Source organism: Microcoleus sp. PH2017_34_RAT_O_A (assembly GCF_020737885.1).
GTDB lineage: Bacteria > Cyanobacteriota > Cyanobacteriia > Cyanobacteriales > Microcoleaceae > Microcoleus.
Map to the genome: position 1 here is coordinate 1 of NZ_JAEQDD010000082.1, position 23,328 is coordinate 23,328.

General features: G+C 44.8%; 20 protein-coding genes. 4 read left to right on the forward strand and 16 right to left on the reverse strand.

Features of this window, described 5'->3' with window-relative positions; all coding sequences use genetic code 11:
- Positions 1–76: 76 nt before the first annotated feature.
- From JGK11_RS23955 to JGK11_RS23975, 5 genes are all read right to left on the reverse strand, one after another.
- Positions 77–1,420 carry a tetratricopeptide repeat protein gene (locus JGK11_RS23955; RefSeq protein WP_293213122.1) on the reverse strand — a complete coding sequence of 448 codons (1,344 nt, stop codon included), beginning with the start codon at positions 1,418–1,420 and terminating at the stop codon, positions 77–79.
- A gap of 272 nt (positions 1,421–1,692) precedes the next feature.
- A complete protein-coding gene (locus JGK11_RS23960; protein WP_293213124.1) occupies positions 1,693–4,695 on the reverse strand; it encodes a UPF0182 family protein in 3,003 nt (1,000 codons plus the stop codon).
- 613 nt (positions 4,696–5,308) lie between these two features.
- Positions 5,309–6,601, reverse strand: coding sequence for a glutamyl-tRNA reductase (locus tag JGK11_RS23965; RefSeq protein ID WP_293213126.1), 1,293 nt, complete (start codon positions 6,599–6,601; stop codon positions 5,309–5,311).
- 152 nt (positions 6,602–6,753) lie between these two features.
- Entirely contained in the window at positions 6,754–7,791 is a 1,038-nt protein-coding gene (gene glpX, locus JGK11_RS23970) for a class II fructose-bisphosphatase (RefSeq protein WP_293176740.1), read from the reverse strand.
- A gap of 66 nt (positions 7,792–7,857) precedes the next feature.
- On the reverse strand, positions 7,858–8,097 hold the full coding sequence (locus JGK11_RS23975) for a hypothetical protein (protein WP_293196767.1): 240 nt from the start codon (positions 8,095–8,097) through the stop codon (positions 7,858–7,860).
- A gap of 43 nt (positions 8,098–8,140) precedes the next feature.
- Between JGK11_RS23975 and JGK11_RS23980 the strand changes: the two genes are divergently transcribed.
- The gene (locus JGK11_RS23980; protein ID WP_293176760.1) at positions 8,141–8,758 is read left to right on the forward strand and encodes a CP12 domain-containing protein; all 618 of its coding nucleotides are present in this window, start codon (positions 8,141–8,143) and stop codon (positions 8,756–8,758) included.
- A gap of 125 nt (positions 8,759–8,883) precedes the next feature.
- Here the strand turns inward: JGK11_RS23980 and JGK11_RS23985 are convergent, their stop codons facing one another.
- The 8 genes from JGK11_RS23985 to JGK11_RS24020 form a co-directional block, all read right to left on the reverse strand.
- Positions 8,884–9,678, reverse strand: coding sequence for a dienelactone hydrolase family protein (locus JGK11_RS23985; protein ID WP_293213128.1), 795 nt, complete (start codon positions 9,676–9,678; stop codon positions 8,884–8,886).
- Between the two features lie 101 nt (positions 9,679–9,779).
- On the reverse strand, positions 9,780–10,697 hold the full coding sequence (locus tag JGK11_RS23990) for an AraC family transcriptional regulator (protein WP_293213130.1): 918 nt from the start codon (positions 10,695–10,697) through the stop codon (positions 9,780–9,782).
- Positions 10,698–10,950: 253 nt separating this feature from the next.
- Positions 10,951–12,552, reverse strand: a complete 1,602-nt coding sequence (locus JGK11_RS23995) for a serine hydrolase (protein WP_293213132.1) — start codon at positions 12,550–12,552, stop codon at positions 10,951–10,953.
- A gap of 173 nt (positions 12,553–12,725) precedes the next feature.
- Complete coding sequence (locus JGK11_RS24000; protein ID WP_293189112.1) at positions 12,726–13,112, reverse strand: VOC family protein; 387 nt, start codon at positions 13,110–13,112, stop codon at positions 12,726–12,728.
- Between the two features lie 139 nt (positions 13,113–13,251).
- Positions 13,252–13,926, reverse strand: a complete 675-nt coding sequence (locus tag JGK11_RS24005; protein WP_293176730.1) for an SOS response-associated peptidase — start codon at positions 13,924–13,926, stop codon at positions 13,252–13,254.
- 106 nt (positions 13,927–14,032) lie between these two features.
- Entirely contained in the window at positions 14,033–14,977 is a 945-nt protein-coding gene (gene uvsE, locus JGK11_RS24010) for a UV DNA damage repair endonuclease UvsE (RefSeq protein ID WP_293213134.1), read from the reverse strand.
- Between the two features lie 309 nt (positions 14,978–15,286).
- On the reverse strand, positions 15,287–16,939 hold the full coding sequence (locus JGK11_RS24015; RefSeq protein ID WP_293189116.1) for an AarF/ABC1/UbiB kinase family protein: 1,653 nt from the start codon (positions 16,937–16,939) through the stop codon (positions 15,287–15,289).
- A 57-nt stretch (positions 16,940–16,996) separates the two neighbouring features.
- The gene (locus JGK11_RS24020; RefSeq protein WP_293176722.1) at positions 16,997–17,152 is read right to left on the reverse strand and encodes a hypothetical protein; all 156 of its coding nucleotides are present in this window, start codon (positions 17,150–17,152) and stop codon (positions 16,997–16,999) included.
- A 143-nt stretch (positions 17,153–17,295) separates the two neighbouring features.
- Here JGK11_RS24020 and JGK11_RS24025 point away from each other — a divergent pair, with 143 nt between their 5' ends.
- Positions 17,296–17,880 carry a Uma2 family endonuclease gene (locus JGK11_RS24025; protein ID WP_293176720.1) on the forward strand — a complete coding sequence of 195 codons (585 nt, stop codon included), beginning with the start codon at positions 17,296–17,298 and terminating at the stop codon, positions 17,878–17,880.
- Between the two features lie 58 nt (positions 17,881–17,938).
- Here JGK11_RS24025 and JGK11_RS24030 read toward each other — a convergent pair whose 3' ends face one another.
- From JGK11_RS24030 to JGK11_RS24040, 3 genes are all read right to left on the reverse strand, one after another.
- Positions 17,939–19,000 carry a mannose-1-phosphate guanylyltransferase gene (locus JGK11_RS24030; protein WP_293176718.1) on the reverse strand — a complete coding sequence of 354 codons (1,062 nt, stop codon included), beginning with the start codon at positions 18,998–19,000 and terminating at the stop codon, positions 17,939–17,941.
- 46 nt (positions 19,001–19,046) lie between these two features.
- Positions 19,047–19,976, reverse strand: a complete 930-nt coding sequence (locus JGK11_RS24035) for a trypsin-like serine protease (RefSeq protein ID WP_293176716.1) — start codon at positions 19,974–19,976, stop codon at positions 19,047–19,049.
- 393 nt (positions 19,977–20,369) lie between these two features.
- The gene (locus JGK11_RS24040; protein WP_293213136.1) at positions 20,370–20,984 is read right to left on the reverse strand and encodes a thylakoid membrane photosystem I accumulation factor; all 615 of its coding nucleotides are present in this window, start codon (positions 20,982–20,984) and stop codon (positions 20,370–20,372) included.
- Positions 20,985–21,462: 478 nt separating this feature from the next.
- On the opposite strand from JGK11_RS24040, the gene JGK11_RS24045 reads away from it, so the two are divergent.
- Together JGK11_RS24045 and JGK11_RS24050 are read left to right on the forward strand one after the other, a co-directional pair.
- Positions 21,463–22,368, forward strand: a complete 906-nt coding sequence (locus JGK11_RS24045) for an undecaprenyl-diphosphate phosphatase (protein WP_293176756.1) — start codon at positions 21,463–21,465, stop codon at positions 22,366–22,368.
- Positions 22,369–22,441: 73 nt separating this feature from the next.
- Positions 22,442–23,227, forward strand: coding sequence for a methyltransferase domain-containing protein (locus JGK11_RS24050; RefSeq protein ID WP_293213138.1), 786 nt, complete (start codon positions 22,442–22,444; stop codon positions 23,225–23,227).
- Positions 23,228–23,328 lie beyond the last annotated feature (101 nt).

Consider the following 23,328-nt stretch of genomic DNA (forward strand, 5'->3'; position numbering starts at 1 on the left):
TCATTACAAAGCGTATCTATAGCTTCTAAGAATGGTGAATTTATCTCAAAATATACTCACCACTAGCGAAGAGTGTTCAATAAGATGCGTTCCCCCTGGAGGAGATCGCTTCTTGCAATCTTCCTAAATTATACAGCGCACTACCCCGATTATTGTAGGCTTCGTCATCATCAGGTTTGAATTCTAAGGCTTTGTCGTAGGAGGTTATCCCCTCTTCTAATCTTCCTAATTTACTCAGTGCAAGGCCCCGATTGTTCCAGGCTACGTCATCATCTGGTTTGAATTTTAAAGCTTTGTCGTAGGAAGCGATCGCTTCTTCTAATCTTCCTAAATCATCCAGTACACTGCCCCGATTATTCCAGGCTTCAAAGTTATTTGGTTTTAATTCTAAAGCTTTGTCGTAGGAGGTTATCGCCTCTTCTAATCTTCCTAATTTACTCAGTACATAGCCCCGATTGAACCAGGCTACGTCATCATCTGGTTTGAATTCTAAAGCTTTGTCGTAGGAAGCGATCGCTTCTTCTAATCTTCCTAAATAATCCAGTACACTGCCCCGATTATTCCAGGCTTCAAAGTTACCTGGTTTGAATTCTAAGGCTTTGTCGTAGGAGGCTAGGGCTTCTTCAAAATTCCCTAAATTATATTGCTCGTAGGCTAAAATGAACCAAGCTGCGTGGATATCAGGTTTAATTTCTAAGGCTTTGTCGAAGATATCACTTAGATTGAAAAATCCTTCTGTTGACGGAGGAACTGAGGTTGACTCATAATTCCCAGAAGAACGATAAAGAGTAGAAGCAGCGTTATTAGAATCGATAGCACCCTGATAATTACCTAATTTCTGTAGAACTAAACCTCGTTTTTCCCAGACTTCGGGAGCGTTATATTTTAATTCAATAGATCGCTCGTAGAAAGCAAGTGCTTCTTGAAAATTACCTTGTTCATATTGCTCATTTCCTCGCTTTTTCCAAGCCTCAGCCTCTCGATCGACAACCTCATCCCCCTCAACCGAAGCTAGCGGAAACTCAACCAAAATCTCCCTACCAACATTCCCCGCCGCCTCTCCCAATTCCCCACCCGCAACTCCACCCAACAACTCCAACCTGCGCGCCAATTCCTGAAGCGATACCACCGCATCCGCAGACGCTGTACTCCCCTGCGCGCCCTCCAACGATCGATCGCCAAACCTCCGCAACCAAGCCGCCAAATCACCATTTTTAATTTGTTTTGCGATTAAGAATCCCGCAACATCGCCTCTTCCCCAGCCCTGATTCACCCCTTCGAGAAGTTCCATCAACTTCGCCTCGTATTCCGCATCAGTCAAAGTTGGCGCAGGTTGAGGTGGTGTCGGTTCAATATTCGGATTGGTGCCGAATAGCCGCTGAATTAATTGTTTGAGGAATCGCCAGATTTTATCTAACATTGGTGAGATGGTGAGGCGGTTGGTTTTTGTTATTGTAGCAGGAATTATGGGGATTGGTTATCGCCTTGAACACCCGGCGGTTGAAACCGCGTCTACACAAACAATGTCCGCCTCCGCGGACTAAGAGATCAGAGATATTTGAGGCTATTCAAGGGATTTTGGAAATCAACCCAATATTTGTTTATATTAGTCCTATGTTTGAGGTGCGTCGCTATGAGATTGTTGCTTTTTTTTTCAGATATTGTCGAGGTATCCACACCCTACAAATATTATCAATTCAACGCAGGGGCTGCGCCTTCTACTGGCCTCACAATTGCGGGTTTATTAGTAGATTTTGGCTGAAAAAGTGCCTTCAGTGCCTTGTCGAGATTCTCCGCCATCACAATTCTATTTTCGTAGGCAACAATCACTCTAATTAAAGTTGGCAAACTATTGCGTTCAGCCTCCAAATAAAGAGGTTCCACGTACAGCAAAGATTGTTCGATCGGGATTACTAATAAATTGCCTTGAATTGCCTTTGAACCCTGCCGATTCCACAGAGAGATTTGTTCTGAAATCACCGGATCTTGGTTAATCAAAGCTTCTATCTGTTCCGGGCCGTAAACTAATCGCTGTTTGGGGAATTGATACAATAGCAACTTGCCATAATCATCGTCATCCGATCGCCCTGCAATCCAAGCAATTAAATTATTACGACTGACTGGCGTAAATGGCAATAGCAAAATAAACTCTTCTGATGTTTCCGTCGGCAGTTTCGTAATCAAATAATACGGTTCTACGGGCTGCTGTTTGCCAGCATAAATCTCATTAGGAACGCGCCACAAATCCTCCCGGTTGTAAAATACCTGCGGATCTTCCATGTGATAAGTTAACAACCGTTCCGATTGAATGCTCAACAAATCTACGGGATATCTAATATGTTTGCGGAGTGCCGGAGGCATTTTGTCCAGGGGTTTGAAGAGTCCGGGAAAGATAGCCATCCAACTCTTAATAATCGGATCGGAAGGATTGCTAACGTAGAAGTTGACAGAGCCGTTGTAGGCGTCAATGACGACTTTTACCGGGTTGCGGATGTAGTTAAATTCATTGCTTCCTGGATCTGAATAAGGGTAGCGATCGCTCGCTGTATAGCCATCGATAATCCAGTAAAGATAGTTGGGAGATTTATCGTTTACCGAGGGTGAAGGTTTAATCTTGTTCCCAATTTTATCCTGTTTTTTTTCTATTTCTCCTTTGCTAAGATTGGCATTTGCTACCACTAAATACGGATCGGAATCGTAGCGCAAAAAAGGAGCGATCGCCCGGACTCTTTTGTTAATATTGCGGCGATAAAGTAACTTAGTTTCTGGTGTGAAATTGCGGGTTAGCGCCATTTGCCAATTTTTCAGATAACTCGCAAACAGCAAGCGCTTCCATAGAGAGTCGATCGCAATTCCGCCCGTACCGCTGTAGGTATTGTAAACATTGTCTTGGCCGCTGGGATAGTCGAATTCCTTGACTTTTGTCGGTGCGATGGCGTCTGTATCGGTGACTTCGCCGTAGTAAATGCGCGGATAGCCGATCGGGATACTGGCCCGAATGCTATCTTTAGTGACATCTAAAACAGTATCTCCTGTCTGGGCTGTCACCCCAATATCCTTGACAAAATAATCGGGTAAACCGCCGGCACCGACTGTGTTTACGGGAGATAGAGTAAAGCCGTAACCGTGAGTGTACACGAGGTGTTCGTTTACCCAAGTTTGAGCTTCCGGCGCCACCGCTGTGTAATCTAATTCCCGCGCCGCCAGAATTACTTGCTGGCTTTCCACATCTCCCTTTTTTGCTGTGGCGTTTTTGATTGTGTAGCGATCGATATCAGCATCAGGAAATGTATAATAAGGTCGAATTTGCTGTAACTGTCGGTTGGCTTGCAGCAGTGGCTGTTTGTCCCACAGCCGGATGTTGCTAATAGTAAGTTGATTTTTTTCTAAGTCTTGATATGTAAGTTTTCCGCCTGGATCGAAGGTTTTGATTTCAATTTTCTTGAGGTCAAAAGCTTGTTGAGTAAAGGCAATGCTGCGCTGGATGTAGGGCTGTTCGCGGGCTAGTTCGTTGGGTTTGACTATCAGTTGCTGCACGATTTTTGGCAGCAGCAAACCTAGAGATATACTTAAAGTTAAAAATGCTAAGATGATTTTTTTTAAGTTATTATTGTTGATGTTTAATTGGAAAACAGGCCAAAGCATGAAAAGTGCGATCGCCCCAGCCACCACACTCAAAAAGCCATAGACGGGAAGCCGCACTGTCACGTCAGCGTAACCAGCCCCGTAGGTAACGTCTCCGCGCGAGTACAGCAAGGTGTAACAGCCCAGCCAGTACCGGAGCGAGATGGCTACCATGCAAGCTGCTCCCAAGCCGTACAAGTGCCGCTGTTGCGATCGCGAAAACCCCAAAAATATCCCTTGACTCAGGCTGTTTCCAGACAGCAAATAGGTTAAAGTGCAAGATACTAAACCGTACACAGATACAACAGTCAGCCCGAAACTTAGTAATTCTAAGATGGGCAAAATAAATACATAAAAGCTAATATCTTGATTAAAAATCGGGTCGGTGATGTTAAAATTAGTAGGGTGGAAATAGTGTAAAAGTTTAGTCCAGCGACTAGCGGCAATTATCCCGATCGCCAAACTGAGCAAAAGAGCGATCGCCCGCAACCAAAAATCCGGCTTAATTGCTACAGCGAACATCATCCCCAGCAGCAAGCCCAACTGCCACCAATCAGACGATAGCTGCACCACGCCAACCTGGATTGACTGAAATCCGAAGTGAATTGGCGGCGCAGACAAACCCCCGACTATCCTAAAATCGCCGATGCTACCGGCGGCTAAGAGCCCGCAGTGAATTACTGTTAAACTTGCGATCGCACTTAATCCAAATATCGCCAACAACAGCCAGGGAAACGCAATTTGAGATTTAGCAGCAGGTGATTGATGATTTTTCTTCGTGTTTTTGCCACTTGCGGGCGCGATTAACTGCCTAAAAACAGGTGATTTAATGTTTTCGGTGGGAAGTTGCAGGCGGCGGGCTAGGGCTAAATTTCCGAAGAAGAAGGCGGAAGATACCAAAAGTGCGATCGCGCCCAGCAACCCTTGAGTTTTCAGTTTTAACAGCAAAACCTGAAGATATCCAACTTCCTCAAACCACAGCATTTCTGCCACAATCCGCGAGGAAAACTCAAAAACTAACCACAGCCCTACAAGCAATAGAATTAATTGATGAATTCGCTTAATAGTCATTAGTTGTTAGTTGTTAGTTGTTAGTTGTTAGTTGTTAGTTGTTAGTTGTTAGTTGTTAGTTGTTAGTTGTTAGTTGTTAGTTGTTAGTTGTTAGTTGTTTGTTAGTTGTTAGTTGTTAGTTGTTAGTTGTTAAACTGGTTCCCAGGCTCTGCCAGGGAACCGATATCGAGAGGCTCTGCCTCATCCAAAAATGGAGGCAGAACCTCCGAATCTGCGTTACCAAGCTCCAGCCTGGTAACAAGTAATATTTTTTGCGGTTACATCTCACATCTTGCCGCATTCTCAATAACAGGCAAGATGCCTGTTCCACAAAAAATAAATTTTCTTGTGGGATGGGCATCCTGCCCGTCCGTGAAAGGCTAGTTAAGAATGGTGCAAGATATCAGTTACATCGGAATTATACAGTGCTGTCCCCGCTCGCGCGACTCGCCAGCAGGGACAGCAATGCACAAAATGATCGTTCCAATGCAAACAGAAAGGATATAAAACCCTAAATTTGAGTTAAGAAACCCCATTACTTAATGAGCAAATGGGTAAGTCCTAATTACATTAAAAGCTGATGCAAAACATCACCAATGACAACTGTCAACTGTCAACTGTCAACTGTCAACTGTTAACTGTACTGCTGATTTACATCAACATCCAAATTAAACAGAGTTTGCAAAGTGTGCATCGCTTGTCGGCGCGCCTCAATATCCTGCTGCGCCCGCAACTGCACCATCGGATCGTGCAAAATCTTATTCACAATCCCTCTTGTTAAAGATTCAATCACATCTTGATGTTTCTCCGAAAACTCGGAACCCAGACGCGATAAAGCTTTTTCTAACTCTTGTTCCCGAATTAATTCGATCTTATCCCGCAAACAGCTAATGGTAGGAACAGTTTCTAGACTGCGCCACCAGACATCAAAAGCCTCTACTTCCTGTTCCAGCAAGCCCTCAGCTTCCATTGCCATTTTGCGGCGGCTTTCGTGATTTTGAGCTACCACTGCTTTCAAATCGTCCACATTAAACGACTTCACGTTAGCCAATTCCTTCGCATCCGAGTCAACGTTGCGCGGCACAGAAATGTCCACCAACATCAAAGGGCGATCGGGTTTTAAGACAGCTTCTAATTTAGCTTTATTTAACAGCGGATCTGTAGCGGCTGTACTGGTAAACACCAAGTCAGAATCCCCAATTACCTGCATCATGTCCGAGAGCAAATGCAAGTGCAGTGTAGCATCTTTAAACAAACCGGCCAATTCCTCAGCGCCTCGCATCGATCGATTGACGATCGCAATATGACTCGCTCCTTTCGACAGCAAATGCTGCACCAACAAGCGCGACATCTTCCCAGCACCAATAATCGCAATCCGGCTAGTTGCTAAATGCTGACCTTTTAATTGAGCCAATTCCGCCGCCGCCGAAGAAATCGAAACCGCACCAGTACCAATGCTAGTTTCCGTGCGAACACGCTTCCCGGCTGTCAAAGCTTGCTTAAACAAACGTTCTAAAATTCTGCCAACACCTTTGTACTGCTGGGCGAGTTTGTGAGTTTGTTTCACCTGAGCCAAAATTTGTCCTTCTCCGAGCACCAAACTGTCCAGGCCCGCAGACACTCGCATCAAGTGCATCACCGCATCTTCGTGCAGCAAAATAAACAGGTGAGGGCGCAAAGACTGCAAAGGAAGTTTACTGCATTCCGAAAGGAACTGCATCACTTCTCGCACTCCCGGCTCTGACTCTGTGGTAACGATATAAATTTCTAAACGGTTGCAAGTGCTGAGGATTGCAACTTCTTGAATGTGGGGGTAGCCGCGCAATTGGGCGATCGCCGCTTCAATCTTCTGTTCTGGAATGCTGAGTTTTTCGCGAACTTCAACCGGCGCTGTTTTGTGGCTGAGACCTATGACGGCAATATTCATATCTGTGATTTGTCACTATTTATTTCTTAGTTATCAACAGTCACCTGTGATTAACTCTTAGTTTATCGCTAATTGCTAATCACTGGTGACTGTCAACGGTTAATAGTCAAAAATTAACATTTAAAATTTAACTGTTAACCGCTAACTAATGATTATTTCAATTGCAGAGATTTAGGCTGGTCAAACATATGGATTGTATCCACAAACCGAGCAGTCTTCGACTGAGAAGAAATAATCAAACTTTCAGTACGAGCGCCGCCACCAAAGAAGCGAACTCCTTCCATCAGCGTTCCGGGAGTAATTCCGCAAGCCGCAAACAGAACTGTTTCCCCAGATGCCAATTCTTCAGCATTGTAAATCTTGTCTGGATCTGTGATGCCCATTGATGTAAGTCGAGCGATATTGCTCTCTTTACTTTCACCGATCAAACCAGTTTTTACAACAGCCGGATCGTAAATTAGCTGTCCTTGGAAGTGACCGCCCAAACAGCGCATTGCTGCTGCGGAAATCACACCTTCAGGTGCTGCACCAATACCCATCAAGGCGTGGATGTTGGAACCAGAAAACGCACAAGAAATCGCAGCAGAAACGTCGCCGTCGCTGATCAGTCGAACTCTTGCACCAGCTTGGCGAATTTCATTAATTAAATCTTTGTGACGAGGGCGATCCATCACCACAACCACCAAATCTTCAACACTACGGCCGAGACAATCAGAGATAATTTTGAGGTTTTCGGTTGGTGTCTTGCGAATATCTACATGATTTCTGGCAGCCGCAGGAGCAGCCAATTTGTTCATGTAGAAATCGGGAGCAGCAAACAAACCGCCTTTTTCAGAGATTGCTAAAACTGCCATCGAACCGTTTTGACCGTAAGCAACCAGGTTAGTACCTTCGCAAGGGTCAACAGCGATATCAATTTCGATCAATTCATCTATGTTGCAGACATCTTTAGCATCTTCACGAGTACAAATACCCACTTGTTCGCCGATGTAAAGCATGGGTGCGTCATCGCGTTCGCCTTCACCGATCACGATGCGGCCGCGCATATGAATTTTGTTCATCCGCTCGCGCATTGCTTCTACAGCCACTCTGTCGGCTTCATCTTTCTCGCCTTTGCCCATCAATCGAGCGGAGGCGATGGCTGCCTGCTCAACTACTTCGATAATCTCTAAACCGATTGCATTATCCACGAACTATATACTCCCAACTAAGTCTTGCGTGCCTTGTGCTTTTTGCACTCCCAGCCATCAAGTTTATCAGAGGCGGGGATCTGTGCGAGCGCAAGCAGTTGGTTTGTTTGTGTTAACTTTTACTTCTTTGAGACTGGGGCTGATAAATTGGGCAAAATAAGCTGAAGGCTCGATCGCCCGAATGCTTGACTCTTGCGATGGCGATCGTCCTACACAGGCGGGCCCGATTGTCCAAGAGCGGACTCTCGGAGGCGGAGGCGAGCCCAGGCGTAAGTTGCGATAGTCATGGTAAATCGGGCGTCCCACAATCGCGATACACTCTAAGTGTATGAGCTGGGAGCAAGAAAAAATGATGATGAAAGCCCAAGATATTATGACAAAGGAAGTTGTCACCATTCGTGGTTCGGCAACGGTAGCTGAAGCAGTGGCGATGATGAACGAACTGTGTCTGCGCGCGCTAATTGTGGAACGCCGCCACGAACAAGACGCCTATGGCATAGTCACAGAAACGGATATTGTTTACAAAGTAACAGCCTACGGAGTAGACCCGCAAAAAGTCCGCGTCTTCGAGATTATGACCAAACCGTGCATCACGGTGAATCCCGACTTGGGCGTGGAATATGTGGCGAGGTTGTTCGCCAATACCCGCATCCGTCGAGCTCCGGTGATTAAGGACAAACTGCTGGGCATTATTTCGGTAACGGATATTTTGACAAAAAGTGATTTTGTTGAGAAGCCGAAGAGTGTTGTCTTTGAGGATGAAATTCAAAAGGCGATCGCCGATGCTAGAACAGTCTGTTCAGAGAAAGGTGCTACTTCTAAACAGTGCGCCGTAGCTTGGGACATCGTAGAGGAAATGCAGGCTGAGGCCGCTCACCAGCGATCGATCAAGCTTGAAAAAACGGCTTTTGATGAGTATTGCGAAGAGAATCCCGACGCGGCCGAAGCCCGGATGTACGACAGTTAATTTAGTCAGTTGACAGTTGACAGTTGACAGTTGACAGTTGACAGTTGACAGAAGGTAGAAAGCTGAATTTTTAATTATGCCTTCTACCATCTGCTTTCAAATACTAACGATCTCGCTGGTAAGCTTTAAAGTTTGTTTTGAAAGAGTTCAATAACCTGTTGCCACGCATCAGCAGCAGCTTCTCTGTATCCTATTATATTAGGATGGTGTGCTAAAAACGGGTACTTATCTACGAACAATCCACCAAAGAATCCATGTCCTGCATCGTATCGAAATACACGATGATTGATTTGATGTTTCTGTAATTCTGCCTCAATTTTTTGGTTTTCTTCCTGTGAAACCAATGTATCCTTCGTACCAAAAAATGTATAAATCGTGCCTTTGATTGCCGATGTGCGATCGATAGTTGGAGTATATTCTCCATAGCTAGAAGTTGTAATCCCCCCGCCATAAAACGAAGCAGTTGCTTTGATATCCTGTAAGGTTGCAGCCATATAAGCAATATGACCACCAAAGCAAAAACCAATGCAGCCAATAGAATCAGCTTTAACGTTGGGTAATGTGTTTAGATAGGCAATAGTTGCTTGAATATCGCTGAATATTTCCCAATATTTGACTTGTTGATAGTATTGCAACCCCAATTGGTAAGCTTCTGGACTATAACCAATATCTGGTTCGCTAAACCCAAATTCAAAACCGGGAGCAATACGTTGATACATCGCAGGTGCAATTGCTATATATCCTTGTCGTGCTATCAATTCGGTAATATCCCGAATATTTTCATTAACACCAAAGATTTCGTGAAACACAATAACCGCAGCAAAAATTCCCTTTTCTACTGGTTGGGCTAAGTAAGCATCGATTTGTAAGTTGTTGTTAAGGATTTTGACTGTTGTGGTATTAATTTCGCTATTTTTCATTTGCTTTTTCCAGCTTCGATCGTTAAGTTTTCTAATCATGCTCATAGCTTAGAAAATTGGCGATTCTGAATTCTAGAAAAAAATTGCGGGATTTTGGTAGATTATTGCGATCGCGCTGACAGAAATTGTTTCGGTGTCATCCCCAGCAGGCGCTTGAAACATCGAGTCAAGTGACTTTGATCGCAAAATCCGACTCGGAAAGCAATCTCTGCGATGCTCAGTTTGCTCTCTTGCAACAGATACTTGGCTTTGTCGATGCGGCGCTGCAAGATATACTGGTGAGGTGTTATGCCCATGCTTTGCTTGAACAGACGTAAAAAGTGATAAGGGCTGATTTGGGCGATCGCAGCAAGTTCAATTAGTTTTATCTCTTGATGAAGATGTTCGTTAATATATTCCCTCACCTGTTGCAGTTTGGGTTTAGATAATCCATCCGTATAGCTAGAAAGCCGAGGTTGTGTGGTGCAGTAATTCCGCAACAGGTGAATCGCTAATGCGGTTTTAAGACTATCAATCAGCAAATAACCGCCGATTTGTCCAAATTCTAATTCTTGTCTTAAAGCACCGAATATCCCTTGAATCAGGATATCTTGTTCTTCCATGTAATGAGGAATGAGTTCAATGCGATCGCAATTTACCAAATCTTGACCCACTTGTTCCAGGAGTGTAGGGGCGATCGCCAAAATGGTAAACTCAGATAACCTATTCCAATTACAGCGCTGGGAAATACCCGCCGGAATCACCGCAATGTCTCCCTGATTCCGCGCTTCTTTTTTCAGCTTACCATCCAACCACCGTTCTCCCGATCGCTCTCCCGATACCTCAAAAGCAGGACAATGGGCAATAACGTGCCATGTACCTTGATGTTCGGGCGTGTCAAACTGCGGCTGTTGATGGTGTTCGTAATAGATTTTATCCCATCCCGAACTTGTCAAGACAGCAGGCTGAGGCAACATAAAATCTGTTGCCTTTTCTTGACTGAAGTCAATAAGCTTTAGCTCTGATTCTGATGTTCTCATCTTTCGCTTAAGTAGACTGAGAATTCTTGGATTTTGTAGGGTGCGTCGCTGTCAGATGTTCGAGGGAATTTGTAAATTGTTTCGGGCGACGCACCGGTGCGATAGCGGTTTTCTGTATGGTGCTAATTCTGAAGCGTCGCTGTCAGATGTTCGAGGGAATTTGCAAATTGTTTCGGGCGACGCACCGGTGCGATAGCGGTTTTCTGTATGGCACTAATTTTTTGTTTAAGTCCCGGTATATAAACGCATCATTTTATTTCGCGAATCGCACATTTTTGACACGCCCTGCCCCCAGATTGAAAGCAGTAACTTGATTATGGTCATCACGGATAAACTGAAAAGTGGTGTGCATACCTTTCAATAGATCTTTGCTTGTTGGCTTGAGAGTCTCTTGAGGATAATTTATTCGATTGAGCAGCAACGTGCCGTCTTCTACAATGATTTTGTAGGTCATATCTAACTCTTCGCTATGATACTCTCCCGTAAATTCATTCAACTGGTCAGAATTGAGCGACACGATATTCAGCCGTTGATAAATATCGGGCTTTCCACCTTTTATGCGAACAGACAGATGAAATAGTTCATCGGAATCTAACTTTTCAAATTCAATGTCAAACGGAATATCCATTGCTATGAAATGGTTTGAACTCAGGGGAGCAAGCGTAAAGCTCTCTCCGGAATCTTCTAGGGTTAATTTCCCATCCTTTACCGATAACTCCCAAATGCTTCCTGTTTTCGGGCTTTGATAAAAGCCAATTTTGTTCTCCAATTCGATCGATGGAATCTCGACAAATTGCGCTTTGCTACGATCAGGTTCTGTGCTCAGCTCGGTAAACTCATCGGCTAAATAGAGATCTGCGACTTTCTGGGCGAGTTCCGTCGGATTAATGCTGCCCAAATTTGACAAGAAAATTACAGAAAATCGCTGCTTCGGAAATCTCAGCATTTCTGACCCGTAACCCGCCCATCCGCCGCTATGACTGACAATATCTAATCCTCGGTACTGCCATGTGCACAAGCCAAACGCATACTTCAGCACTTCGCCGCTATTCAACGTTCCGGGTTTGATGACTTCCTCGATCAAATCTTGCCCACACCCTCCAAGTCTGTTGTCGTAAAAGTTCCTATCCCATAGCGATAAATCTTCAACCGTGGTGTAGACAGCACCATCACCGACGACATCGAAAATAGACATATCAATCCGAAAGCCGCCCTCATCTTTCGGGGAGTAGCCGATCGCTCGATCTTTTACAATCCTCGTGAAATCATCATGAAAGTGAGTTGTATTCATCCCAAGCGGACTGAAAATATTCTCATGGGCAAAGGTGGCAAGAGTCTTTCCGGAAGCCCGTTTGATGATTTCTGCAAGTAGAAAATATCCCGAGTTGCTGTACAACTGCTCATCGCCTGGATTGAAATTCAGTTCTTTTTGACGAGCGATCAAACCAATGATTTCGTCATCGGGATAATCATTCTCAAACCGCATTCCTACCAATTCCATCAGGGTCAGGTAATCGCGGATGCCGCTCGTGTGGTGAATGAGATGCCGAACCGTGATTGGGTAGTCATACCTGGGCATCTCTAAAATATACGTTTGGATCTCGTTATCCAAAGAAATTTTTCCCTGTCTTGCCAATAAAGCAATGCACATCGCGGTAAATTGCTTAGACGTTGAGGCAATGTCAAAGACCGAACTTGGCGCGATCGGTATATTGTATTCTAAGTTGGCTATGCCATAACCACGCTTATAGACAGTTTCACCATCTTTGATTATGGCCAAGGCGAAACCAGGAGAGTCTGGTCTATTCCATTCGGAAAACAATTCATCGATTTTAGTGGTTAGTGGTAGTGCCATTGTTTGAAATGTGTATTTTTTGAACGTCATCAAACAGAAAAATCTTAGGGTGCATATCAGTTTTGCAAATATATTCGTAGGGGCGAAGCATTCCGGCACTAAATTTATGGCTATAACTAATAAATTGTCTGCCGGAATGCTTCGCCCTTACAAAATTGAGATACACCCAAATCTTAACTGTTTGGTTCAATCATACAAAACACGTTCAACTTATTTCCATCAAGATCCCGGAAATATCCCGCATAAAACCCCGGCAAAGCGTCTCTCGGCCCTGCTGCTCCTTCATCCTGAGCGCCAAGTGCGATCGCCTTGTTATAAACTAAATTGACTTTTTCTGGACTGTCAACTTGAAGTGCGATCATTACGCCATTACCAACAGTTGCTCGGTTACCATCAAATGGTTTTGTAATAGCAAGTCCTGGCATCTCTGGAGAAACGCTCCATGCGATAAATTGGTCGAATTCCATGAATCGTTGAGCGCCAATTTCAGCAAGCAAAGTATCATAAAAGTTGGCTGCACGTTCAAGATTGTTTGTGCCGATTGTAACGTATCCGATCATATTTTTTGTCCTTTCAGTGATGTTAAGATGAAGAAAAGTCTTTAAGAATATCACAACTGAGTTTAACTGTAATACTCCTCGACTTCTTAGTCTGCGGAGGCGGACTTCCTGTGTGTAGACGCGGTTTCACACCGCCGAGTTATAAGGGGATAGCTTGAATGCACTCAGGACTGTCTTTAGTTGGACTGTTGACGATCGCACTTACGGCATTTGCTATCATTGCTGCTGGATCGTAGGGCTTTAACAGTGGCAAAACTTCCTGAGCCTTGTCAACAGAAGGATCGAGCCATTGTTCCCAATCGCTTGCGGGGAGAATCACCGGCATTCGATCGTGCACGGGTTGCACTGTTTCGTTAGCAGCAGTAGTAATTATACTGCAAGATACAATGTTTTCTGCTTCGGCAGATTCCCAATTTTCCCACAAACCGGCAAACGCAAAAGGTTCGCTGTTTGTCATTGTAAAATAGTAAGGCTGTTTTTTCTTGCCCTGCGGTTGCCATTCGTAGAAGCCGTCAGCGATTATCAAACACCGCCTGTGCTTGATGGCGCTGCGAAAAGCAGGTTTTTCTGCTACTGTTTCCGATCGGGCATTAATCGTATGGCTGGCGATTTTCATATCTTTTGCCCAACTGGGAATCAAACCCCAGCGCATAAATTGAAACTGTCGCTGATTTTTTTCGGGAGAAACTGTGACGGTAGCAATTGATTGACTTGGGGCGATGTTGTATCGCGGTTTGATGTCGGGAATTTCCGAGAGTTTGAAGAATTCGGCGATGATTTTAGCTGGAGTATTTAACGTGAATCTGCCGCACATAATTTATAGTTGGTATTAACAAGAAAGTAGATTGCGATTTACCGTTGGGTGGGGGCGGGTTTTTGAGATTATTCGTATTAGGCCGAGATTGTTGGCGAACCCGCCCCTACGAGACACTGCTAAATTGTGGAACATTTGCAGACAACCATTCGGCGCGCAACTTGTCAATAGCTAATTCTTTGAATTTAGCTTCTACTTCAATCCAAGGAGCATCATAATAGCAATTGGGCATATCTACAATCAAGTCGCTGTGGCGCGGATCTGCAAAAAATTCTTTGCCATTTGATATGTGGACTAATTGCCATTCAGGAACAGGCCAAGAAGTGCGGGCTGCTGCGAGCATTTCGGCAACGTTTGGATCGTTGTAACTTTCTAAATGTTCGTGAATGACGTGGTGGTGCGCGTCAAAAACCATTGCTACGCCTGTATCGAGACAAACTTCTAGGATTTCCGAGGAACTGTAGGCGTATTCGTCATTTTCAAAGGTTAAGCGCGATCGAATAGATTCGGGTAAGTCGCGGATGACTGATTTGAGTTGCGAAGTGCGATCGCCCTTACCGCCGTGAATGTTCATCAGTGCCCAGGGCGATCGGGGTTGTTGCAACTTGTCCATAATTAAAGCATGAGTCGCCAGAATTTTAATGCTGTTTTTCACAACATCCGGCTTGTCGGAACTGAGGACAACGAATTGATCGGGGTGGAACACCAAACGGATATTGAGGTCAATTGCGCGATCGCCAACTCTTCGCAATTCCTCATTCATCGAATCTAAAACTGTTTCCCCCAAATCTATATCTGCAAAAGGGAAGAGTGCAGAAGTCATGCGATACAATTTAATCCCATTGGCGTAGCAGAAATCAAGCGCTTTGTCAAGTCTTTTTAAGTTATCTGCATACAACTCGCGCAATACTTTTTCTTGTTCTATTTCTGTAAGTTGCAACAGCCGCTTCCGCGTGACCGTGCGGAAACGAACTGCATCGGAAGTCGTAATGCAGACTAATCCTAATTCTGGCTGTTTTTGACTTGATGACACTTGGTTAAGTTTGCTCATTTAAAATAATATCTATCTCTAATCTTACTTTAACATAGGTTTGTAGTCAGGACTTTAGTCCTTGTTTCTGGAATTTGGAGAAACTTGCATTTGGTGCATCTCATTTTGGCAAGGGCGAAGCATTTCGGCAGACAGTTTATTAGTGAGAACCAGAGATTTAATCCCGAAATGCTTCGCCCCTACGAATATATTTGCCAAAATTCAGATGCACCCCTGGCATTCCCTACTACAAACCTTAATCTAACTTAGGTTTGTAGTAAGGAATAAAATCCTTAATTTGGAGGGACTGAAGTCCCCACTACGAACCTTTTAACTCCGCAAACGCCCAGACCTGAGAATACTCACAATCAACCAAAAACCCAAAAAACTCGCCGCCCCAAACAAACCGTTGCTCAAAAAAGATAGCTGAGCAGTTTGCGCGTTAGAAGAAATAATTGCCGCCCCCATAATCAGCGAACCTACCACAATACTAAAAGAAAGTCGGTTCGCAGAATCCCCCAGAGTGCGGCGCAGCGGATCGAGTTCTTTGATGCTCAAGTTCCACTTCAAAGTTTCTGAAGTAACCCGGTCTAAAAGCACTTCCACCTGTCGCGGAGATTGTAAAGATAAGCTTTTTAGATCCAAAGCAGTTCTCAGCAAAGCTTGCACCGGGTCTTCTCCTAATAACTGACGCCGAAACATATCGGTCATCAGCGGTTTGACCTGTTCTACAATATTAAATCTGGGATTAAAAGAACGCGCTACTCCTTCTAAATTAGCGAGAGTTTTTGCATACAAACCGAGATTACTGGGAAGCCTAATCTTATTTTTGCGAGTGATTTCCAGCACTTCATAAAAAATTTCCGACAAGTTCATTTGCGACAAGCTGACATTATAATACTTCCGCAGCATTCGAGCCAAATCGTTCTCTAGATTAGCTAAACTTGTAGGCTGAGCAAATTCTGCCATTTGCAATGTTAATTGAGCGCAGCGCTGAGCATCTAAATCGACAATTGACAGCAACATTTCTGTCAGATTCTGTTGGGTGCGCGGGTCTAATCTGCCGACCATGCCGCAGTCGAGCAAAGCTATCCGGCCGTCTTTGAGATAAAATAAGTTGCCTGGATGCGGGTCTGCGTGAAAGAAGCCGTCAATATATAACTGCTGGAAGAAAACGCGGCAAAGCAGGGTTGTAATTTCTTCGCGTTCGGCATTTATATCTCCTTTGTGGCGAATTCCTTGCAAATCGCCTGACAAAATTGGGACTCCGTTCAGCCACTCCATGACTAAGAGTTTTTTTGTAGTTAATTCCCAGTTAATTTCTGGGAGGACAACTTGTGTGGGGTCAAACCAGCGACTTTTTGATAAATTGCGGCGCAGTTCGTCTGTGTAGCTGGCTTCTTGAATGAAGTCTAATTCTGCACGCAGGGCGATCGCAAATTCTTCTGCTAGGGCCACAATATCGTATTGTTGACCGAGGTCTGTCAGCATGACAAGTTCTGCTAAACCTCGGAGCACGGCGATGTCTTGTTCGATGACAATATCAATACCGGGGCGCTGAACTTTTAGGGCGACTTCGCGGCCGTCTTTTAAGGTAGCTTTGTGGGTTTGGGCGATCGAACCTGCGGCGATCGCCTGAGTGTTAAATTTGGAGAAGGTTTCTTCGATCGACTGTTTGAGTTCCTGGCGGACGATTGCTTCTACTTCCAACCATGATACGGGCGGCACTTCCGCTTGTAAAGAAGAGAGGGTTTCGATGTAAGCAGCGGGTAAAAGGTCGGGACGGGTACTCAACAATTGTCCCAATTTTACAAAAACTGGGCCTAATTCGACGAGGATGTTGCGGAGAACCGCTGGAGTTGGGAGACTGGGTGCGTCGGTTTTGCGGCCGGTGAGGAGACTTTTCATGTAGTCCCAACCGTTGCGGAAGACGACCTCTAGAATTTCTCCTTTGCGAGAAGTGTTTTGAACTAGGCTGAACACGTGGTGGCCTCCGGGTCGATCGGGTTTAAGGGCTATATAACTACTAGGATAGCGCTGTTAACCAAGCTGACCTTGGTCTTGAGGAATAACTTTGGTAGAAATAGCGGGAATGGGTGCAATTCCTGCTGGGGATAGCTGCGCCGCGCGTACTTTGGGGTGTGGGGGAGGGCGATGGCGTTCCGCCCCGCAAGCTACGGTTTTTGGCGGTGGCATTAATCCTCATGCTAATATTACAGTTAAACCAGACACGATCTTTTTATAATTAAAATTATTGAGTTGAAAAATTGTGTCAAAGACTTGAATTAGTAAGTTATTACAAGCCAAATTCTAAATGTGTTTCAAACCCAATAAAAAACATGATTGCCATCCAATCTCCTGCAACCTCGATCGAATTATCCATAGACTTAACTGACGAGCAATTTTTTCAGCTTTGTCAGAACAACCGCGATTATCAATTTGAACGTACAGTATCAGGGGAGTTAATTATTATGCCACCAACGGGCAGCGAAACTAGCAAGCGCAATATGGATCTATCGTATCAACTTCAAGCCTGGAGCAGGCAAAATAATCTAGGAGTTGCCTTTGACTCTTCTGGAGGTTTCACCCTCCGTAATGGTGCCGATCGCTCTCCTGATGCCTCTTGGGTCAAAAAAGAACGGTGGGATGCTTTAACACCGGAACAAAAAGACAGTTTTGCTCCTTTATGTCCCGATTTTGTAGTTGAGTTGCGCTCAAAGACTGATTCGTTGAAAAAGCTGCAAGATAAAATGCAAGAATATATAGATAACGGTGCGAGATTGGGTTGGTTAATTGACAGGCAAAATCGGCGGGTAGAAATTTATCGCCCCGGTCAAGATGTGGAAATTCTCCAAAATCCTGCCACTCTTTCAGGGGAAGATGTACTGCCGGGTTTTGTGTTGGATTTAGTAGAAATTATGTAATTCTAGAATTATAGATATCGAGTAAGGACACGGCAGTGCCGTGTCCCTACGGAATTAGTTACAGTAAATCTTTCAATTTCTCATCTTCTCCCAATACTTTAATCACCTGTTTTATCTCCTGCGTCCTGTCTTTTTTCACAATCAAAGTCACATTACCATCTCTGACAACGACGACATCTTCTAAACCGATGGTGACGATGACTTCATTCTCATCCGCTGCATAGAAAATAGCGTCTTTGGTATCAATTCCGATGTGTTTTGCTAACTCGACATTCGGCTTGTCTCCTTGCAACAAACGGGCGATCGCATTCCAGTCACCCAAATCGTCCCAACTAAAGCCTACAGGTAATACACAGGCTTTTTGCGTCTTCTCCATCAGCGCGTAATCGATGCTAATTTTCGGCAATTCCGAGTAAGCAGCAGCGCCTTTTGCTTCCAAAGCTGCCATCATTTCCGGCACATGATTTCGCAATTCTGTCAAGACAGTGCCAACTTTAAATACAAAGATTCCGCCATTCCAACTAAACTTGCCGCTGGCTACAAATTCCTCGGCGGTGGCGCGATCGGGCTTTTCTGTAAACCTAGCCACACGATAGGCCGGAAAACCGCCAAAACTGCCAATTTCCTCGCCTTGTTCGATGTAGCCGTAACCAGTAGAAGCATAACTCGGCTTGACTCCCAAAGTGGCGATCGCACTTTCCTTTGTCGCCAATTCAGCCGCCGCCTCCAAAGTCTTGACAAACTCCTCCGGTTCCCCAATCCAGTGATCCGCCGGGAAAAACCCGACAACCGCATCCTCACCGTAACGTTTCGCAATTTCGATCGCACTCCAAGCCACCGCCGGCGCAGTATCCCGGCCTTCCGGTTCCGCCAGCAAATTCTCAGGAGGTAGCAGCGGCAATTGTTCCCGCACTCCGTCGGCCAGCATTTCCGATGTTACTACCCACAAATCTTCCCAGCCGTTACCTAATGTTAATAGTCGATCGGCTGTAGCTTGCAGCAAACTCTTGCCGCTACCGTCGAGACTGAGAAACTGTTTGGGGCGCTGCTTGCGACTCAGCGGCCAAAAACGTTCGCCTTTACCGCCGGCCAGAATCACAGGAATTAAGGTTCTACTCATGGTTTAAAGTTTAAACAATTGATGTCTATATTTTAAATTCTACCTTCTATCTTCCACCTGTCACTTTGTCAATCCAATTAGCATAAAATGATACCCGCGTGTCGCCGGAAATTTCGCCAAAACTGCCATTATCGTCAATTTTATCAATATCGCCGATATTTGTTTTGAAAAATCCGCGATCGCTATAACCCCAAGAACTAATCCCCGCAATTTTCCCGTCCACAAACGAAGGCCCGCCCGAATCTCCGCTAGCCGTAGCTATTTCATTTTTCCCCAAACCGCGATCGGCTAATTTAGGAAAATGCCTCCCCAAACTATCGTGTTCGGCGGTTCCGTCATCAAAATCAAAAATTAACTGACTCCCCAAGACTAATTCAGACATATCAGATTCAGTAGAACTTTTGAATATTTCGCCTAGTGCATCGTAGCGGTTTTGACCTCCATATCGTTTCGCCTCAGAATTAGAATTCTCATTTTGTCCTTTATTACCCAGGCCGATATATCCATAGCCAATTTTTGTAAACACCTTGCCAATTTCATTTTTATTCCTGTTAATTTCGTACTGTTCCACAGTACGCGGTGCGGTTTTTTTAAGCTTTAAAATAGCAATATCGTTTCCGACTTCTGATTCGTAACCAGTCCATCCCGGATGGATATAATAGTTGCTAACAGGGATAGTAACTTGACCGCTGGGCAATTTAAAAGTTGCCGTTACAGCAGTTCCAGCAGGAACCTTGACCCCGCCTTCATTGAGGCAGTGGGCGGCCGTGAGTACGTACAATCCTCCGGTTAACACCGAACCCGTACACTGCACCGGTTCGAGGTAGGCGACACCTGTATATCGCTCTAAAGCTAGGGGTTTGCGGGAACTGCTATCGCCAAAAGCACTAATTATCGATCGCCCTGCTTCGGCTGCTTCTAAAACTAAAAGTACAGTCAAAACTGTCATTAATAATATTTTTATAATTTGCTTCATTTGATGCTGTTGATAATTCGTGAAAAAATTAGGATAGTTTGCGATCGCACTCCGACTCAAGAAACCGGGTTTTTGGCAGAATTACGGGCTGTAACCAATAATTTTGGTGAAAAAACCCGGTTTCTGGCTACCCGTTCGTCAGAGTCGAGAAACCGGGTTTTTGGCAGAATTCAGCCCTGCAACGATATATTTTGGTGAAAAACCGGGTTTCTGGCTACCCGTTCGTCCTATATAAAATTGCGTAAGTCCTGAATAGGCGATTAGCTATTAGGAATGAGAATTAAATAACTTACACAAGTTTGTGGGGTGTCCCGCCCGCTCTTTTTGGACGGGCGGGACGCCCATCCCACAATAACAATAAAAATTGTAACTTATTTAATTCGCGATCCTTAGCTATTTATTGGACAATTCGATGTTAAGTTCGTTCACGACACGGCGCTTGAGCGGGAGCGATTTTTCTCTAGGAAGCAATTCGAATACTTTCCGAAAGGCATCATCTACCTTCTCAAAAGGTATTTGTCCTTTTTCATTAAAAACTACTTTTCCCGATTGGTCGAGGATGACAGTTTGAGGTACGAAACCTTCGTAATAATGACCGGGTTCGGTTATTTTTGGTGACGGTTGCGAAGGCAAAGAGTCAATGCTTATCGGCATAAAATCTGCTTCGCGGCCGTAAAATTCCTGGAGGTTTGAGACAACGATCGCGTATTGCTTGGAGTCGCTACTGTCGTCAGTGTAAAAAACTAACAATGCGGGTTTTTTGCGGTTGAAAGAATCTGTGAGCTTGACTTTAGGAGGAACGAGGGAACCGTTGCCGGCGTAGAGAGCGAAGATGGTGCCGTCGAAGCGATCGTCCGTGAGTGTTGCGAAGGCGGGCGGCTGACCGGTGAGCAGTATCAAGCTAAGTGCGATCGCCACAGTTAAAAGACTAGCAGACACGATTCGCCGCAGCCAGCGTTTGCCTGAAGCTGCAATCAAAATTAATTTTTGGGAATCAGAAAATATCATAGGTGGTTGGCAGTTGCTGTAAAGTGGCGAAAAAGCGTGCAAAACATTATTAAGTTTATCAGCAAATGCCTGTATTTACAGTTGAGTAGGTTAAATTGGTTTTTGACAAACTATTTTAATCTGCTTTTATTGGCGATCGACAACACTATGGGTAGGGATACGGTACTGCCCATTGGTTTCAACTTAAGACTAAAACCCTTGATAAATCTCGCTTTTAGTCGAGTCTAGATCCCCCTAAATCCCCCTTAAAAAGGGGGACTTTGAGTAATTTCTTGTCCCCCCCTTAAGAAGGGGGGCTAGGGGGGATCTGAGTTTTATAGTCAAACAGCAATCTCTGACTACGTTTGAGTCTTAAGTTGACACTCCTTTGGTACTGCCGCGTTCCTACAGATATCCCGTACAATCCACGGGATTTGATATCAACCGATCGCTGGTGACTGACAGATAGAAACTGACAACTAGGAACTGACAACAAATGATGATTGCTTTGCTTCACTTATTCGCGCAAACGCCCGTTGCTGAGGCTTCCGGGCCAGCTCAAATTAATATCTTACAGGCTATTGTTTTAGGCATTGTCCAAGGATTAACGGAATTTTTGCCAATTAGCAGCAGCGCTCATTTAAAAGTCGTGCCTTTAGCCCTCGGCTGGGCCGATCCGGGTGTTGCTTATACTGCTGTCATTCAATTAGGCAGCATTGTGGCAGTGCTGTGGTATTTTTGGAAAGACTTAACAAATATAGCTATTGGTGGATTTAAAGCTATTAGGCGCTCAGACTACGAATCCCAAGAGTTTCGGATGGCGCTGGGGATTGGTTTGGGAACTATACCAATTATATTTTTTGGATTGTTAATCAAGATATTGGTGCCAGATTTTGATAAATCACCGCTGCGGAGTTTGGGAGCGATCGCGATTGCTTCGATCGTGATGTCGCTGCTGTTAGCGATCGCCGAAAAAACTGGCAAGCGCGAACGGGATTACGAAAAATTAGATATCAAAGATGGTATTTTAATGGGATTAGCTCAAGCAATGGCAATAATTCCTGGTGTTTCGCGATCGGGTTCTACCCTAACAGCAGGATTGTTCCTCGGATTGCAAAGAGCCGCCGCCGCCCGATTTTCTTTCTTGTTAGGAATTCCGGCAATTACTCTGGCTGGTTTAGTCGAATTGAAAAGTGCTTTGGGTGAAGGCGCCAGCGACGCTGGAGTTGTAGCTTTGATAGTCGGAACAATTTCAGCTTTTATTTTTTCCTATATTTCGATCGCCTGGCTGATGAAGTTCCTGCAAACTCAGAATACGTGGGTGTTTGTGTGGTACCGGCTGGCCTTTGGCGTGGCGATTTTAACTGCTCTCGCAGGTGGTGTATTACAAAATCCACAAGGATAAGATAAATTTTGTAGGAGTGGCAAAAGTCACTCCTACTATACCCGCTAGTCAGAAAAAATGACAGAATTTAACTATGACCGCATATCACGAATCCATCATCGACCAGTTCACCCGTCAAGCTGTACCATTCTCTAACTTGTACGGCCACACAAATCAAGAATCTCTCGATTTACTGATGAAGATGGCAAGCATATCTGACAAGGATACAGTTCTAGATGTGGCTTGCGGCCCGGGTATTGTGGCTTGTGCTTTTGCGGCAGTTTCCAATCGCGTTACGGGCATCGATTTAACACCGGCAATGCTAGAACAAGCCCAGATTTTGGCAGAGCAAAAAAACTTGACTAATCTCTCGTGGCTGCAAGGCGATATCGAAACGCTACCGTTTCCCGATGATAGTTTTTCCATTGTGCTGAGTCGTTACGCTTTCCATCACTTCTTGCAGCCCGATGTTGTGCTGTCGGAGATGGTTCGGGTGTGTCGCGCGGGCGATCGCATTTTGATTGCTGATGTGGCAATGCCACCGGAAAAAGTGGATGCTTACAACTATATTGAGAAGCTGCGCGATCCATCTCATACTCGCGCCTTGACTCTGGAAGAGTTGCCGAAATTAGTCGCAGATGCGAATCTGCAAAATGTCAAATTAGCATTTTATAAAGTAGAATTGGAACTAGAACAGCAGTTAGCTGCTTCTTTCCCCAACCCCGGCGATGATGATAAGCTGCGACAACTTTTTAGAGAAGATATTGGTGTTGACAGTCTGGGGATTGGCGCGCATTTTCGAGGCGATGAAATTCATTATGCGGTTCCCATCGCTGCGATCGTTGGCGAAAAAGCAAAGTTATATAGCAATCCTAAATGATTTAAATCAATTTGTAGGGGTAGTGGATGGTGCGTGCCTACCCCATTGATTTTCTAAATATAATGTGCGTCGCCAGTAATAACTCTCGCTGCTACAACTAT